Genomic DNA, 14,964 nt, shown 5'->3' on the forward strand with positions numbered 1-14,964 from the left:
GGGCCGGTCGACGCGTACGCGCAGACATCGGCGACCGCCGTGCCCGCCGGGGCGCCGACGACCATCCATGCCAGCGCGACCAGGGACAACACCCGTATGGCGACGGTGCCTTGGGTCGGTTCGGGTCCATGCACGACGAAGATCATGGGCCTTTGCGCACCGGCGCACGCCCGAGCGCCGGGGGATTGCCCCGAAGGAGGGACAGCAGGGCGTCGCCGGTTTGATCCGCGCGCGTTCGCGTGTCCGGGGATACGCACGCTCATACGAGCGTCATCGCGGCAGTGGCGCAGGTCGCGGGCGCGGTGTGGCGCAGGTTTCGGAAAGAAATCCGCGGGGCGTTTGAACACAACGGCGGTCACTGCTCGTACCTAGGACCGTGCGCGGCGCAGCAGGGCGCTGCAACATCGTTGCGATGATCGGGGAGTTGAAGATGAAGACCTCCTGGCGGAGCGCCTCACTCGTGGCGAGCGCTGCGGCTGTTCTGGCGCTGACGACGGCGTGCGGTCAGGAAAGCAGCCCGTCCGCGAGCCAGAACGTGGGCGCCACGGCCGCGGCCGGTGACTACGGAACGGCAGGCGTCGGTGCCGGAGCCGGCACCGGGGCCCAGAACGAACAGAGCAACGCCAACCAGGCTTCCGCCGCAGGCCAGTTGGCCGTCTCCACCAACGCGGAAGTCGGCAACATGGTGACCGACGGCGCGGGCATGACCCTGTACCGGTTCGACCAGGACACCGCCGAGCCTCCGAAGACGAACTGTGACGGCGACTGCGCCACGGACTGGCCGCCGGTACCGGCGGGCGACGCCACGGCCGGCGCCGGCATCGACAAGGCGCTGCTCGGCGAGGTCACCCGCGCCGACGGCACCAAGCAGCTGACCGTCGGCGGCTGGCCGGCGTACCGCTACGCGAAGGACACCACCCCCGGCGACGTCAAGGGCCAGGGCGTGGGCGGCAAGTGGTACGCGCTGGCGCCCGACGGCAAGAAGGCCCAGGGCGGTGAGGCTGAGCAGGGCGGTGGGGTCGAGCAGGCCGGCCTGCCCGGGCTGTCCACCCGCAACGACCCCGAGCTCGGCGAGATCGTCGTCGACAAGAACGGCCACACGGTCTACCGCTTCCTGAAGGACTCGCCCTGGCCGATGAAGACGGCGTGCACCGGCGAGTGCCTGGAGAAGTGGCCGGTCATCGAGCCGGTCGACGCCAAGGACACCAAGGGCATCGATCTGAAGGGGTCCGGTCCCAGGGGTCAGGGCTACGTGGTCTTCGACCGGCCCGACGGACTGAAGCAGCAGACCATCGACTGTGTCCCGATCTACACCTTCGCCAACGACAAGAAGCCCGGTGACACCAACGGCCAGGGTGTGGCCGGTGCTTGGTACGCCATCTCACCCGACGGAAAGGCCGTGAAGGGCTGAGCACAGCCTTCCGGCTTCGCCACCAACTCCGGTCCACCCCCTCCGCACCGCACGGAGGGGGCGGACCGGTTTTGCCGTAATTCACCGCATCTCTTCACACTCTTCGTGACTCTTCACCATGCTTCGGAACTCCTGGGAACTCTCCGGAACGCCTCGGACACTTTTAGTAGAGGCGATACCGGGCATCAATTCGGCACGTGCCGCAGGCAGTGACCGGGAACGGATGGTCAATTTCCGTTTCCGCTCGCTCCTTTGGCGGGCGATCAGTAGCCTCAGCTCGAACACCGGATCGCCTACGCCTTGGAGAGATTGATGGAGCGTCCCGCCTGGGCCCCACGGAGCATCGACATCTCGGTGCCGAGCGTGTCCCGGATCTACGACTTCTACCTGGGCGGTTCGCACAACTTCGAGGTCGACCGGGAGGCGGCCCGCAAGGCCATGGAGTTCATGCCGGGGCTCCCCAAAATCATGCAGGCGAACCGGGCGTTCATGCGCCGCGCGGTGCGCTTCGCCGTCGACGAGGGCATCACCCAGTTCCTGGACATCGGCTCCGGCATCCCGACCTTCGGCAACGTCCACGAGGTGGCCCAGGCGGCGAGCCCCGGCGCTCATGTCGTCTACGTCGACCACGACCCGGTGGCCGTCGCGCACAGCCAGGCGGTCCTCGAGGGCAACCTCGACACCGAGGTGGTCGCGGCCGACCTGCGCAAGCCCCAGGAGATCCTCGCCGCCCCGGAGGTGCAGCGACTGATCGACCTGAACCGCCCAGTGGCGCTGCTTCTCGTTGCCATACTGCACTTCGTGGAAGACACGGACGACCCGTACGGAGCGGTGGCCGAACTGCGCGACGCGCTCGCGCCCGGCAGCCTGCTGATCCTCACACATGCCTCGTACGAGGGAATCCCCCTTCCGCCGGAGCGGGCCGAGGGCACGGTGGGCGTATACAAGGACATTCGCAACCCGCTGATCATGCGCTCGCGCGACAAGATCGCGCAGTTCTTCGAGGGGTACGACATGGTGGAACCCGGACTGGTGGCTATGCCGCGCTGGCGGCCGGACACCGCGCCGGAGGACGAGGATCCGTTTGCCTTCTCCGGTTTCGCCGGCGTGGGGCGTACGGCGTGAGCGCGGAGCCGGACGGGCCGGAGGACAGACTGCGCCGGTTCGCGACGATCTGGAGCCGGGCGGTGTTCCCGGTGACCTCGACGTCGCTGACCCGGCCCGAGCTGGAGGAGCAACTGCTGCCGCTCGCCCGGCGGTTGAGCGAGGCGCTGCGGGCCAGGACCTTCCAGGCGGACGAGGCGCGGGCGGTGGGCGCCGCGCTGGTCGCCGTGCACTGCACCGACCCGGAGGCGCTCAGCCGCACCCTGGACTGCGTCGACGCCTACCTGGTGCTGTACTGCGGCGGGGACGGCACGCAGGACCAACTGCGCGCGCGTTCCTCGCGGTTGCAGCACGCCATGGCCGCCGGGTTCGCCACGGCGCTGCGTGAGCGGACCCTCGCCGAGCAGGAGGCGATCTCCTCGGCCGCGCTGAAGGCGCAGGGCGTGGTGGCGCAGGCCCTGCACGCGACCGAGGCCCGCTTCCGCGCGGTCTTCGAGGGCGCCGCCATAGGCATCGGGATCGCCGACCTGGAGGGCAACATACTGCAGGTCAACGGGGCGTTGGTGCGCATGTTCGGCGGCGCCGAGCAGACGGTGCGCACCCGCAACGTGATGGAGTGGACCCATCCCGAGGACGCGCCCCAGGTCTGGCGGCTGTACGAGGAACTCGTGCGCGGCGAGCGCGAGCACTACCACGTGGAGAAGGCGTTCTACCGCCCCGACGGAACGGTCCTGTGGACCAATCTGACGGTCTCGCTGCTCCGCGACCCGGACGGCAACCCCGAGTACCAGCTCGCCCTGATGGAAGACACCACCGAGCGGCGGCTGCTCAACCTCCGGCTGCGCTACGAGGCGACGCACGACGCGCTCACCGGACTGCCCAACCGCACGCTGTTCTTCGAGCGCCTGGAGAAGGCCCTCACCGCGGGCGAGGGCCAGCGCTTCGGCCTGTGCTATCTCGACCTCGACGGCTTCAAGACCATCAACGACAGCCTCGGCCACGCGGCCGGCGACCGGCTGCTCGTCGAGGTCGCCGACCGGCTGCAGTCCTGTGCGACCGCGCCCGGCGAGATGGTCGCCCGGCTCGGCGGCGACGAGTTCGTGGCGCTGACCACCGGGACCGACACCGAGCGCGAGGTCGACGAGCTGGCCGCGCGCATCATGAACGCGCTGGTCGCCCCGGTCAGCGTCGACGGCCGGGAGCTGACCGTGCGCGGCAGCATCGGCATCGTCGAGGGGCCGGCGGGGGAGCGGAGCGCGGCCGAGGTGCTGCGCAGCGCCGACATCACCATGTACCGCGCCAAGTCGGCGGGCGGCAACCGCTTCGAGCTGGCCGACGCCGAGGCCGACGCCCGTGCCATCACCCGGCACGGACTGACCACCTCGCTGCCGACGGCCCTGGACCGCGGCGAGTTCTTCATCGAGTACCAGCCGCTGGTCCACCTCGGCGACGGCAGCGTCCGCGGCGCCGAGGCGCTGGTGCGCTGGCTGCATCCGCAGCACGGTGTCCTCAGTCCGGACCGGTTCATTCCGCTCGCCGAGCACACGGGGCTAATCGTTCCGCTGGGCCGCTGGGTGCTGGAGCAGTCGGTGCGTCAGGCCCGTGAGTGGCGGGAGCGGTACGGCGTCACCGGTGCCGGTGGCCCGCTGCGCATCAACGTCAACCTCTCGCCCTGCCAGCTCACGCATCCCGGACTGGTCCAGGACACCGTCGACATCCTGGAGCGCGCGGGTGTCGCACCCGACGCGCTGTGCCTGGAGGTGACCGAGTCGGCGTTGATCGGCGCCGACGACGACCTGCTCAAGCCGTTGCGCCGGCTGGCCGAGATGGGCGTCGACATCGCCCTGGACGACTTCGGCACCGGCTACTCGAACCTCGCCAATCTGCGTCGGCTGCCGGTGAGCATCCTCAAGCTGGATCGGTCCTTCACCCAGAGCATGCAGCGCTTCCCGGCGGACTCCGTCGACCTCAAGATCGTCGAAGGGATCGTTTCTCTCGCCCACAGCCTGAACCTCGCGGTGACGGTGGAGGGTGTGGAGACGGGCGCTCAGGCCGAGCAACTCCGGATATTGGGCTGCGACACGGCCCAGGGCTGGTACTACGCCCGCCCGGGCCCGCCGGAGCGGCTGCACGAGCTGGCGTTGGTGGACGCGACGGGGTGAGCCTTCACGGTCGTACGGCCTCGGCCACGGTCGTGGCGGCGCGGACCAGCGCCGCCGTGGCCGTCGACCGGGACTGCTGCGGCCAGGCGATGACGAGGACCGCGGCCGGCGCGTCCAGCACCGGCCGGTAGACGACTCCGGGGCGCGGATAGCGGGCGGCGACGGAGGCCGGCAGGAGCGGGACGGCCTCGCCCAGTCCGACGAGCGTGAGCATTTGGGCGAGGTCGCGGCCCCTGCTGCGGGTCGCGCGGAGGTACGGGCCCACGGTGCCGGGTTCCAGGTCGAGGTCGGCGAGGGTCAACTGCTCGCGGGCGGCAAGCGGATGCCCCGCGGCGAGCGCCGCGACACGCGGCTCGGTGGTCAGCGCCTCGGTGTCCAGGCCGGTGCGGTCGAACGGCTCGAAGATCAGCGCCGCGTCGGCTTCACCCTGGCGCAGGAGTCCCGGCTGCTCGAGCCAGCCGCTCAGCTGGACCGAGACCGGGACGGCCGCCTCCTCCGACGCGTAGCGCGCCAGGATCGGTTCCAGCAGCCCCGCGTCCCCGTCCGCTTTGACGGTCAGGATCAGCTTCGGCTCCGGGGCGGCCGCGCGCTGTGCCCGTCGTCCAGCGGCCTCCAGGGCGTCCAAGGCGACCCGTGCCTCGTCGAGGAGTACGGTGCCGGCCGGAGTGAGGGCCACACTGTGGGTGGTCCGCTCGAAGAGGGTCACGCCCAGGTCCGTTTCCAACTGGCGGATCGCGCGGGACAGCGGCGGCGGGGAGATGCCCAACCGCTCGGCGGCGCGGGCGAAGTTGAGTTCCTCGGCGACGGCGACGAAGTAGCGCAGCGGGCGGGATTCCATGGTCTCTCCCTGGCCTCGATATTGCCCTGAGGGTAACAAGCGGGAGCGGATCGATCCTTCAGTTCGGGAGCGCCGGGCAGCAAGCTCGACGGCAACCACTGAAGCATCCCTCTTGGAGCTCCTCATGATCGTCGTCACCACCCCGACCGGCCAGATCGGCCGACTGGTCCTCGACCGTCTCCTCGACTCCCCGGACGGCACTCCCGGCATCCGGGTCGTCGCCCGTGACCCCGACCGTCTCCCCGAGCGCGTGCGTGAGCACGTCGAGGTCGTCCGGGGATCGCACGCCGACCCCGCCGTGCTGAAGGAGGCGTGCGAGGGCGCCGACCGCGTCTTCTGGCTGGTGCCCCCGATGCCCTCGACCGACAGCGTCGAGGACCACTTCCACGCCTTCACCGGGGCCCTCTGCGAGGCCATCGAGGGGCAGGGCGTCGAACGGGTCGTCGCCGTCTCCACTCTGGGCCGTGGCATCGCCGAGAACGCGGGGCAGGTATCGGCGTCACTCGCGATGGACGACACCATCGCGGCCACGGGCGTGCATTACCGGGCGCTGTGCGCGCCGTTCCTGATGGAGAACTTCCTGCACCACGCCGGGTCGATCGCGACCGGGGGCGCGCTGCCCATGGCGCTCGCCCCGGACCGCGTCCTGCGCACCTGTGCCGACGGCGACATCGCCGCCACAGCGGCCCGCCTCCTGCTCGACACCTCCTGGACCGGCCGGGGCGACGTCCCCCTCGTCGGACCCGACGACCTGACCCTTGAGGGCATGGCGCAGGTCATGTCCGACGTGCTGGACCGCCCCGTGCGCATGAAGCCGGTCACCAGCACGGAGCAGAAGCAGATGCTGCTGAGCCGCGGCATGAGCGAGTCCTGGGCCCAGGCGTACGCCGACATGGTGGACGCCCAGAACAACCAGGGCCTGTACGGCGCCACCGTGCCGAGCACACCCGAGGAGGCGCCCACCTCGTTCCGCAAGTGGTGCGAGGAGGTACTCAAGCCGGCTATCCAAGCCTGAGTCGGTGCGCCCCGATAGGGGCGCGGGGAACTGCGCGACCAGCCACAACGAGCCCGCAGACGAACGACGACCATGCTGCCCGCCCCGCGAAACGTACCGTCAACTTTCAAGAAGCATCCGCTGCAACTCCCGTGCCGCCCGCGGCGGAGCCACATCACTGCGATGCGCCAGCGCGATCGTCCGATGCAGCCCGGGCCGGGCCAGCGGGGTCACCCGCAATCCGCGCCCGGCCCGCGTGGCCACCATGCGCGGCACGACAGCCATCCCCAACCCGGCCCGTACGAATCCCAGAACCGCGTCCATCTCCCCGCCCTCCACCGCGAAATCCGGCTCGAACCCAGCGGAGCGACACGCGGCCACGGTCAGTTCGCGCAGGTCGTAGCCGTGCCGGAACATCACAAGCCGTTCGCCCTCCAGGTCGGCGATGCGCACGGCACGCCGGCCGTGGCCGGGCCTGGGGGCGTCCGGCGAGGAGACGACGACGAGGTCTTCGCGCAGCAGCTCCACCGAGGTGAGCGCCGGGGAGGGCGTCGGCAGCGGCAGGACGATCAGCGCGAGGTCGAGGGCGCCGCGCGCGAGTTCCCGTACGAGGTCGTGCGAGCCGCCTTCCTCGATCATCAGCCGGATGCCGGGATAGCGGTCGTGGAAGGCCCGCAGCACGTCCGGCAGCAGACCGGTGCACAGGCTCGGGGTCGCGCCCAGCCGGACCCGGCCGCTGCGCAGCTGCACCAACTCCTGCACCTCGTGCCGGGCCGTGTCCGCGTCGGCCAGGATCCGGCGGGCCAGCGGCAGCAGCGCCTCGCCCGCGTCGGTGAGCGTGATGTTGCCGCGCGCCCGCTGGAACAGATCCGCCCCCAGCTCCCGCTCCAGCGCCTTGATCTGCTGGGAGAGGGACGGCTGCGCCACGTGGACCAGATCGGCGGCCCGGGTGAAGTGCCGCGTCTCGGCGACCGCCACGAAGTACTGGAGCTGCTGGAACTGCATAGCCCCACGATAGCCATTGCCTATGGAATCGAGCCGGACCATGTCTTGGACCGATCGGGTGCCTGGGCCCTAGCGTTTTGCGACATGGCTCTGGTAACGCGGACGGACCGACGGCCGTCCATGGCGCGCACGGTGTGGGACAGCTCCGTCGGCAAGAAGACCGTGATGGCGGTCAGCGGTCTGATCATGCTGCTGTACCTGGTCGTCCACATGATCGGAAACCTGAAGATCTTCTTCGGGCCCGGCGAGTTCAACCACTACGCGCACTGGCTGCGCACCATCGGCGAGCCGTTCATGCACTACGAGTGGACGCTCTGGCTCATCCGTGTCGTCCTCGTGGTCGCGGTCGTCGCCCACGCCACCTCCGCCTACCAGCTCAGCCGCCGCGACATCAGGGCGCGCCCCAGCAAGTACGTGCACAAGAAGCCGCGCGCCAGCTATGCGACGCGCACCATGCGCTGGGGCGGGATCATCCTCGGCCTGTTCATCGTCTGGCACATCCTCGACCTGACGACCGGCACCGTGCACTCCGGCGGCTTCCAGGAGGGCCACCCGTACCAGAACGTCGTGGACACCTTCTCCACCTGGTACGGCAACGTCATCTACCTCGTCGCGATGCTCGCCCTCGGCCTGCACATCCAGCACGGCTTCTGGAGCGCCGCCCAGACCCTCGGCGCCGGCAGCCGCACCCGCGACCGCGCCCTGAAGACCACTGCCAACGTCCTCGCGCTGCTCCTCACGGTCGGCTTCATCGCCGTACCCGTGGGTGTCATGACTGGAGTCGTGAGCTGATGACCTACACCGACTACGAGACCGGCGAACCGGTCGTCGACACCAAGGCCCCCTCCGGGCCGGTCAACGAGCGCTGGGACAAGCGCCGTTTCGAGGCCAGGCTGGTCAACCCCGCCAACCGGCGCAAGCACACCGTCATCGTCGTCGGCACCGGCCTCGCCGGCGGCTCCGCGGGCGCCACGCTGGCCGAACAGGGTTACCACGTCGTCCAGTTCTGCTACCAGGACTCCCCGCGCCGCGCCCACTCCATCGCCGCGCAGGGCGGCATCAACGCGGCGAAGAACTACCGCAACGACGGCGACTCCATCCACCGGCTGTTCTACGACACCGTCAAGGGCGGCGACTTCAGGGCGCGCGAGTCCAACGTGCACCGGCTCGCGCAGATCTCCGTAGAGATCATCGACCAGTGCGTGGCGCAGGGCGTGCCCTTCGCGCGCGAGTACGGCGGTCTGCTCGACACCCGCTCCTTCGGCGGCGTCCAGGTGTCCCGCACCTTCTACGCCCGCGGTCAGACGGGCCAGCAGCTGCTCCTCGGCGCCTACCAGGCCCTGTCCCGGCAGATCGCCGCGGGCAACATCGAGATGCACCCGCGCACCGAGATGCTCGACCTGATCGTCATCGACGGACGGGCGCGGGGGATCGTGGCCCGGGACCTGATCACCGGGAAGATCGACACGTACTTCGCGGACGCCGTCGTACTGGCGAGTGGTGGTTACGGAAACGTCTTCTACCTGTCGACCAACGCCATGAACTCCAACGCCACCGCGATCTGGCGGGCGCACCGGCGCGGCGCGTACTTCGCCAACCCCTGCTTCACCCAGATCCATCCGACCTGCATCCCGCGCACCGGCGACCACCAGTCCAAGCTCACGCTGATGAGCGAGTCGCTGCGCAACGACGGCCGGATCTGGGTGCCGAAGGCCAAGGGCGACACCCGGCCCGCGAGCGAGATCCCCGAGGACGAGCGCGACTACTACCTGGAGCGCATCTACCCGTCCTTCGGCAACCTGGTCCCGCGCGACATCGCCTCCCGCGCCGCGAAGAACGTCTGCGACGAGGGCAGGGGAGTGGGCCCCGGCGGGCAGGGCGTCTATCTCGACTTCGCGGACGCCATCGAGCGCATGGGCCGTAAGGCCGTCGAGGCGAAGTACGGCAATCTCTTCGACATGTACCAGCGGATCACCGACGAGGATCCGTACGAGGTGCCGATGCGGATCTACCCCGCCGTGCACTACACGATGGGCGGACTGTGGGTCGACTACGACCTCCAGACCACGATCCCCGGTCTGTTCGCGATCGGCGAGGCCAACTTCTCCGACCACGGCGCCAACCGGCTCGGCGCCTCCGCGCTGATGCAGGGCCTGGCCGACGGCTACTTCGTGCTCCCGGCGACGATCAACGACTACCTCGCACGCAACCCGCACCAGGAGTCCGTCACCGCCGAACACCCCGTCGTACAGGAGGCGTTGGCCGAGACCGAGGACCGGCTCAACCTCCTCCTCTCCGTCGACGGCGACCGTACCCCCGACTCCTTCCACCGCGAGGTCGGCGAACTCATGTGGGAGTTCTGCGGCATGGCCCGCACCGACACCGGACTGCGCAAGGCCCTGGAGCGGATCCCGCAGATCCGCGAGGAGTTCTGGCGGCGGATCAAGGTGCCCGGAACCGGCGAGGAGTTCAACCAGTCGCTGGAGAAGGCCAACCGCGTCGTCGACTACCTGGAGCTCGCCGAGCTGATGTGCCTCGACGCACTGCACCGGTCCGAGTCCTGCGGCGGCCACTTCCGCGAGGAGTCCCAGACCCCCGACGGCGAAGCCGCCCGCAGGGACGACGAGTTCACCTACGCGGCCGCCTGGGAGTTCACGGGCACGGGCGAGGCCCCGTCCCTGCACAAGGAAGACCTGGTCTTCGAGTACGTCCACCCCACCCAGCGGAGCTACGCATGAAGCTCACCCTGCGCGTCTGGCGGCAGCAGAACGCCGACGCCGACGGCGCCATGTCCACGTACGAGGTCGATGGCATCTCTTCGGACATGTCCTTCCTGGAGATGCTCGACACGCTCAACGAGGAGCTCATCCTCAAGGGCGAGGACCCGGTCGCCTTCGACCACGACTGCCGCGAGGGCATCTGCGGTGCCTGCTCGCTCGTCATCAACGGCGACGCCCACGGACCCGAGCGCACCACCACCTGCCAGCTGCACATGCGGTCCTTCAAGGACGGCGACACGATCGACATCGAGCCGTGGCGGGCCTCCGCCTTCCCGGTGATCAAGGACCTGGTCGTGGACCGGACCGCGTTCGACCGGATCATCCAGGCGGGCGGCTACATCACCGCCCCGACCGGCGCCGCGCCGGAGGCCCACGCCACGCCCGTGCCGAAGCCGGACGCCGACTTCGCCTTCGAGCACGCCGAGTGCATCGGCTGCGGCGCCTGTGTGGCCGCCTGCCCGAACGGCGCGGCGATGCTCTTCACCTCCGCCAAGGTCAACCACCTGAACGTGCTGCCGCAGGGCGCGCCGGAGCGCGAAACCCGGGTGCTCGACATGGTGGCGCAGATGGACGAGGAGGGCTTCGGTGGCTGCACGCTTACCGGAGAGTGTGCCACCGCGTGTCCGAAGGGCATCCCGCTGGTGTCCATCACGAGCATGAACAAGGAGTGGCTGCGCGCGACCCGGAAGGTGACCGGGCGCTAGACGCCGCAGCTCAAGGAACGTTCGCCGACAGGGTGCGGACGGGTGGGACCGGGGTGGTGCTCAGGCCCGGTCCCGCCAGGCACCCCTGTCATTCAACAAGCCCACACCCGCTCTCCCTTCGCGGGTCACGCGCAGGACGCCCGGCATAGGAAGAACTGTTGCGGCCGGACGTATGAACCGGCCAGCAAGCCGCTCAGCCGTCCCCGGCCCGTGTTCAGGAGAGTGCCATGACCGGCGTTTCCACGCTCGACCGCCCCCCGCAGCCGTCGGCGCCCACCCGCTACACCGTCACCGTCGCGCGAACGGAGGAGGACGTCCGGGCCGCGCAGCGGCTGCGCCACGACGTCTTCGCCGGCGAGATGGGCGCGCTCCTGTCCACCCCGCAGCCGGGTCACGACATCGACGCCTTCGACGCGTACTGCGACCACCTGCTGGTCCGCGACACGATCACCGACCAGGTCGTCGGCACCTACCGGCTGCTGCCGCCGGACCGCGCCGCGGTCGCCGGACGCCTGTACTCGGAGGGCGAGTTCGACCTCTCCGCGCTCGACCCGATCCGCCCGGGCCTCGTCGAGGTCGGCCGCTCCTGCGTCCACCCCGACCACCGGGACGGCGCGGTCATCGGCCTCATCTGGGCCGGCATAGCGCGCTACATGGTCGCGGGCGGCCACGAGTGGCTCGCCGGCTGCTGCTCCATCCCGCTCGCCGACGGCGGCGCCCTCGCGGCCGGCACCTGGGACCGGGTGCAGGACAAGCATCTGGCCCCTGAGGAGTTCCGGGTACGTCCGCTGCTGCCCTGGAGCCCGGAGGGCGTGGCGCGTCCCGCCACCCGGACCGAGTTGCCGCCCCTGCTGCGCGGCTATCTCCGCCTCGGCGCCTGGGTCTGCGCGGAGCCCGCTCACGACCCGGACTTCGGCGTCGCCGACCTGTACGTGCTGCTGTCGATGCGCCGGGTCAACCCGCGCTATCTGAAGCACTTCCTCTCCCTCGTCCCGGCCTGATGAACGTCCTGCGTACGGGAGTGCCGCAGCGCCTGGGCCCGGCCGCGGCCGTCGGACGAACCTGGACCCAGCGGCGCGGGGACGGGGCGACGGCCGTGCACCGCCCCGTCATACCGAGCAGCGCCTGGCTGCCCACCGCACCCTGCTCGCCGCAGATCTGTGTCACGTCCGTGCGGTCTGTGACGGACGTGCCGCGCGCCGTGCTGCGGATCGTGGCGATGCTGGCGGTGCTCCTGTTCGGCATCATGCTGATGCCGGTGTTCGGGAGCGTCCCCGCGGCCCGGCGCGACGCGCTGGTCCGCCGGTGGAGCCGGGCCGTGGTGCAGGCGGCCGGTGTCCGTGTCCGCATCACCGGCGCCGCCGCGCCCACCGGGGGCATGCTGCTCGTGGCCAACCACATCTCGTGGCTGGACATCCCGCTGCTCGCCGCCGTACGCCCGGCCCGCATGCTCGCCAAGGCGGAGATCCGGCAGTGGCCGGTGGCGGGCGGGCTCACCGCGGCCAGCGGCGCCCTGTTCATCGAGCGGGACCGGCTGCGGGCGCTGCCCGAGACGGTCGCCCGGATCGCCGAGGCGATGCGGGCAGGAGCCGCGGTCGTGGCCTTCCCGGAGGGCAGCACCTGGTGCGGCCGGGCTCAGGGACCCTTCCGCCGGGCGGTGTTCCAGGCCGCGCTCGACGCGGGCGTGCCCGTCCAGCCGGTCCGCCTCCACTACCGGTTCGACAACGGGCCGTCCAGCACGGCTCCCGCCTTCGTCGGCGAGGACTCCTTGCTCTCCTCGATGTGGCGCGTGGTCACGGCCCGCGGGCTCGTCGCCGAGGTCGAGATACGGGACGCGATCCCGGCGGGCAGCCACCCCGACCGCCGCGCACTCGCCCACGCCGCCCAGCCCGTCGTCATGGGCGGCGAACTGGGATGGGCCCACGCCGCCCTGATCTCCGAGGAGTCGCGGGCACGGACACTCGCCGTCGGCTAGGGGCTCCTCGCAGAGTTGTCCACGCGAACGGAGGGCCTTCCCTCCGCGGACTACGCGGAGGGAAGACTCGCCCGACCCGCGATCCGGGCGAGCCGCCGGTAGGAGTCCAGCAGGGCATCCCGGTCGTACGTGCTCGTGGTGACCAGGACCTCCTGCGCGCCCGTCTCCTTGAGCACTGTCTCCAGTTCGTCGGCGACCTGCTCCTCGGTTCCGGCGAGGTGCCCGGTGAGGCCGGACTCGTAGAAGCCGCGCTCCTTGGTGGTCATGGGGAGGGTCCCGACGCGTTCGGCGGGTGGCAGGGGCGGGAAGGTGCCGTGGGTGCGTGAGTGGGCCATCGACCAGGCCTCGGGGATGAGAAGGCGCTGGGCTTCTTCGGGGGTGGCGGCGACGGCGATCGTGCCGGAGATGACGACGTACGGTTCGCTCGTCCAGGGCGACGGGTGGAAGTGGGCGCGGTAGTGGTCGATGCCGCGCTGCAGCTTGTCGCGGTTGCGGAGGTCGCCGATCACCATCGGCAGGCCCGCGCGGGCGGCGATCGCGGCGCCCTCGCCCATGGCCAGCACGAACGGCGGGACGGACAGGCCCTCCGCGGGACGCGCGTGCACACCCGTCGGGGAGGTGCCGGTGAACCAGCCCAGCAGTTCGTCCAGTTGGGCCGCGAAGTCCTCGGCGTCGTCCTTGTCGCGCCCCAGTGCCCTGCGGACGCCGTCCGTGAAGCCGACGGACCGGCCGAGACCCATGTCGATCCGGCCCGGGAAGAGGGACTCCAGCACCCCGAACTGTTCGGCCACGACCAGGGGCCGGTGATTGGGCAGCATCACACCGCCCGTCCCGACCCGGATCGTCCGGGTCGCCCCCGCCACGGCGGCGGCCAGCACGGTGGGCGCGGAACCGGCGACACCGGGGACGCCATGGTGCTCCGACACCCAGAAGCGGTGATATCCGAGCTCCTCCAGCTGCTGCGCGAACCGCACGGTGTCGCGCAGTGCCTCGGCGTCGGTGCCGCCCTCGCGGGTGCGGGAACGGTCGAGCACGGAGAAGCGGGTCGAGGCGATCAGGGAGCTCATACGGGTTTCAACGCCCGGGTGACGGTGGCATTCCCGCCGTCACCCGACGTTACGCCCGGTCAGCTTTCGGGGCGCAGCAGGCCGCGCTCGTAGGCCTTGACCAGGTGCTGCGGTACGAGATGACGCACGCCGTCGACCGTGACCGGAACCAGCTGCGCGGGCGTGGCCTTCCACTGGGCGCGGCGGTGCCGGGTGTTGCTGCGGGACATCTTCCGCTTGGGGACGGCCATGGGACTCCTTCTTCGCGAGCGGTGCGGGGTGCACCGGCGTGGGCACCCCGCGACGCTATATGAAAATGGATCCCATTAACAAATGAGGGCTTCAGTGCTGCTGCGTCGTCGGGCCGCTCAGGCGATTCCGGCGGCCCTGTTGCTTGCCGCGATGTGCCCGCAGACCCCGGGCGAGCGGGTCGACGCGGGTGCTCATGTACCGGGTGTAGCGCCATGCGGTGACGGCCATGACGGCGAACTGTCCGAGGCCGATCGCGAGGCCGAGGGTGAGATGACCGAACAGGCGCTGGTTCAGCACGCCGGGAGCGAAACTCGACAGCAGTACGTACAGCAGGAATCCGCCGACGGACAGCAGCGTCGCTTTCATGCCGAACCGCCGCTGGGCGCGGCGCAGCAAGTGAAAATCCGGATGGTCGGATATGGGTGGCATCAAGGAACTCACGTCAGGAGAGCGGGAATTGGGGGGTACGTGAAGCCGCGTTCCTCGGTGATGGCGAGGTTGGATGCGGAGTATTGCAGCGGGTTCTTTCGGTATCAACCACCGGGCTAGGGTGAGGGCGTGACAGACAGCAACAAACGCCCGCTGGCCGTGTTCGATCTGGACAACACCCTCGCCGACACGGCCCACCGGCAGCGGTTCCTGGAGCGCAAGCCGCGTGACTGGGACGCCTTCTTCGCAGCCGCGCCGCAGGAC

General features: G+C 70.2%; 14 protein-coding genes. 9 read left to right on the forward strand and 5 right to left on the reverse strand.

The features are described from left to right. Positions 1-430 precede the first annotated feature (430 nt). The 3 genes from ACTWQO_RS47500 to ACTWQO_RS47510 all read left to right on the forward strand — a co-directional run bounded on the left by ACTWQO_RS47500 (position 431) and on the right by ACTWQO_RS47510 (position 4,677). The gene (locus ACTWQO_RS47500) at positions 431-1,411 is read left to right on the forward strand and encodes an SCO0930 family lipoprotein (protein WP_443243636.1); all 981 of its coding nucleotides are present in this window, start codon (positions 431-433) and stop codon (positions 1,409-1,411) included. A 312-nt stretch (positions 1,412-1,723) separates the two neighbouring features. Then, a complete protein-coding gene (locus ACTWQO_RS47505) occupies positions 1,724-2,536 on the forward strand; it encodes an SAM-dependent methyltransferase (protein ID WP_443243637.1) in 813 nt (270 codons plus the stop codon). After that, positions 2,533-4,677, forward strand: a complete 2,145-nt coding sequence (locus tag ACTWQO_RS47510) for a putative bifunctional diguanylate cyclase/phosphodiesterase (protein WP_443243638.1) — start codon at positions 2,533-2,535, stop codon at positions 4,675-4,677. Before ACTWQO_RS47505 ends, ACTWQO_RS47510 begins: the two co-directional genes overlap by 4 nt. 4 nt (positions 4,678-4,681) lie before the next feature. Here ACTWQO_RS47510 and ACTWQO_RS47515 read toward each other — a convergent pair whose 3' ends face one another. Continuing rightward, complete coding sequence (locus ACTWQO_RS47515) at positions 4,682-5,515, reverse strand: LysR family transcriptional regulator (RefSeq protein ID WP_443243639.1); 834 nt, start codon at positions 5,513-5,515, stop codon at positions 4,682-4,684. Between the two features lie 124 nt (positions 5,516-5,639). Here ACTWQO_RS47515 and ACTWQO_RS47520 point away from each other — a divergent pair, with 124 nt between their 5' ends. Next, positions 5,640-6,530, forward strand: coding sequence for an NAD(P)H-binding protein (locus ACTWQO_RS47520; protein ID WP_443243640.1), 891 nt, complete (start codon positions 5,640-5,642; stop codon positions 6,528-6,530). Between the two features lie 99 nt (positions 6,531-6,629). Here ACTWQO_RS47520 and ACTWQO_RS47525 read toward each other — a convergent pair whose 3' ends face one another. Beyond that, positions 6,630-7,514: a LysR family transcriptional regulator gene (locus ACTWQO_RS47525; protein WP_443243641.1), complete on the reverse strand. Its 885-nt coding sequence runs from the start codon at positions 7,512-7,514 to the stop codon at positions 6,630-6,632. A 120-nt stretch (positions 7,515-7,634) separates the two neighbouring features. Here ACTWQO_RS47525 and ACTWQO_RS47530 point away from each other — a divergent pair, with 120 nt between their 5' ends. The 5 genes from ACTWQO_RS47530 to ACTWQO_RS47550 all read left to right on the forward strand — a co-directional run bounded on the left by ACTWQO_RS47530 (position 7,635) and on the right by ACTWQO_RS47550 (position 12,973). Then, a complete protein-coding gene (locus tag ACTWQO_RS47530) occupies positions 7,635-8,306 on the forward strand; it encodes a succinate dehydrogenase (protein WP_443243648.1) in 672 nt (223 codons plus the stop codon). Then, positions 8,306-10,252 carry a fumarate reductase/succinate dehydrogenase flavoprotein subunit gene (locus ACTWQO_RS47535; RefSeq protein WP_443243642.1) on the forward strand — a complete coding sequence of 649 codons (1,947 nt, stop codon included), beginning with the start codon at positions 8,306-8,308 and terminating at the stop codon, positions 10,250-10,252. The genes ACTWQO_RS47530 and ACTWQO_RS47535 overlap by 1 nt, the downstream gene beginning before the upstream one ends. Continuing rightward, the gene (locus ACTWQO_RS47540) at positions 10,249-10,998 is read left to right on the forward strand and encodes a succinate dehydrogenase/fumarate reductase iron-sulfur subunit (protein ID WP_443243643.1); all 750 of its coding nucleotides are present in this window, start codon (positions 10,249-10,251) and stop codon (positions 10,996-10,998) included. Before ACTWQO_RS47535 ends, ACTWQO_RS47540 begins: the two co-directional genes overlap by 4 nt. Before the next feature lie 227 nt (positions 10,999-11,225). Further along, the gene (locus ACTWQO_RS47545; RefSeq protein ID WP_443243644.1) at positions 11,226-11,999 is read left to right on the forward strand and encodes a GNAT family N-acetyltransferase; all 774 of its coding nucleotides are present in this window, start codon (positions 11,226-11,228) and stop codon (positions 11,997-11,999) included. Beyond that, positions 11,999-12,973, forward strand: coding sequence for a lysophospholipid acyltransferase family protein (locus ACTWQO_RS47550; RefSeq protein WP_443243645.1), 975 nt, complete (start codon positions 11,999-12,001; stop codon positions 12,971-12,973). Before ACTWQO_RS47545 ends, ACTWQO_RS47550 begins: the two co-directional genes overlap by 1 nt. Positions 12,974-13,023: 50 nt before the next feature. On the opposite strand, the gene ACTWQO_RS47555 is transcribed toward ACTWQO_RS47550, so the two are convergent. From ACTWQO_RS47555 to ACTWQO_RS47565, 3 genes are all read right to left on the reverse strand, one after another. Beyond that, positions 13,024-14,040, reverse strand: coding sequence for an LLM class flavin-dependent oxidoreductase (locus ACTWQO_RS47555; protein WP_443243646.1), 1,017 nt, complete (start codon positions 14,038-14,040; stop codon positions 13,024-13,026). A gap of 59 nt (positions 14,041-14,099) precedes the next feature. Then, positions 14,100-14,270: a 50S ribosomal protein L32 gene (rpmF, locus tag ACTWQO_RS47560; RefSeq protein ID WP_210569650.1), complete on the reverse strand. Its 171-nt coding sequence runs from the start codon at positions 14,268-14,270 to the stop codon at positions 14,100-14,102. 91 nt (positions 14,271-14,361) lie between these two features. After that, positions 14,362-14,700: a DUF485 domain-containing protein gene (locus tag ACTWQO_RS47565; protein WP_443243647.1), complete on the reverse strand. Its 339-nt coding sequence runs from the start codon at positions 14,698-14,700 to the stop codon at positions 14,362-14,364. Positions 14,701-14,964 lie beyond the last annotated feature (264 nt).

It is taken from the genome of Streptomyces sp. 4N124 (assembly GCF_052245395.1).
Taxonomy (GTDB): domain Bacteria; phylum Actinomycetota; class Actinomycetes; order Streptomycetales; family Streptomycetaceae; genus Streptomyces.

Excerpts from the sequence above, each read along its gene's own strand:
- ACTWQO_RS47500 (WP_443243636.1), top strand. The coding sequence starts at position 431 with ATGAAGACCTCCTGGCGGAGCGCCTCACTCGTGGCGAGCGCTGCGGCT.
- ACTWQO_RS47505 (WP_443243637.1), top strand. The coding sequence starts at position 1,724 with ATGGAGCGTCCCGCCTGGGCCCCACGGAGCATCGACATCTCGGTGCCG.
- ACTWQO_RS47515 (WP_443243639.1), bottom strand. The coding sequence starts at position 5,515 with ATGGAATCCCGCCCGCTGCGCTACTTCGTCGCCGTCGCCGAGGAACTC.
- ACTWQO_RS47520 (WP_443243640.1), top strand. The coding sequence starts at position 5,640 with ATGATCGTCGTCACCACCCCGACCGGCCAGATCGGCCGACTGGTCCTC.
- ACTWQO_RS47525 (WP_443243641.1), bottom strand. The coding sequence starts at position 7,514 with ATGCAGTTCCAGCAGCTCCAGTACTTCGTGGCGGTCGCCGAGACGCGG.
- ACTWQO_RS47530 (WP_443243648.1), top strand. The coding sequence starts at position 7,635 with ATGGCGCGCACGGTGTGGGACAGCTCCGTCGGCAAGAAGACCGTGATG.
- ACTWQO_RS47535 (WP_443243642.1), top strand. The coding sequence starts at position 8,306 with ATGACCTACACCGACTACGAGACCGGCGAACCGGTCGTCGACACCAAG.
- ACTWQO_RS47540 (WP_443243643.1), top strand. The coding sequence starts at position 10,249 with ATGAAGCTCACCCTGCGCGTCTGGCGGCAGCAGAACGCCGACGCCGAC.
- ACTWQO_RS47545 (WP_443243644.1), top strand. The coding sequence starts at position 11,226 with ATGACCGGCGTTTCCACGCTCGACCGCCCCCCGCAGCCGTCGGCGCCC.
- ACTWQO_RS47550 (WP_443243645.1), top strand. The coding sequence starts at position 11,999 with ATGAACGTCCTGCGTACGGGAGTGCCGCAGCGCCTGGGCCCGGCCGCG.
- ACTWQO_RS47555 (WP_443243646.1), bottom strand. The coding sequence starts at position 14,040 with ATGAGCTCCCTGATCGCCTCGACCCGCTTCTCCGTGCTCGACCGTTCC.
- rpmF (WP_210569650.1), bottom strand. The coding sequence starts at position 14,270 with ATGGCCGTCCCCAAGCGGAAGATGTCCCGCAGCAACACCCGGCACCGC.
- ACTWQO_RS47565 (WP_443243647.1), bottom strand. The coding sequence starts at position 14,700 with ATGCCACCCATATCCGACCATCCGGATTTTCACTTGCTGCGCCGCGCC.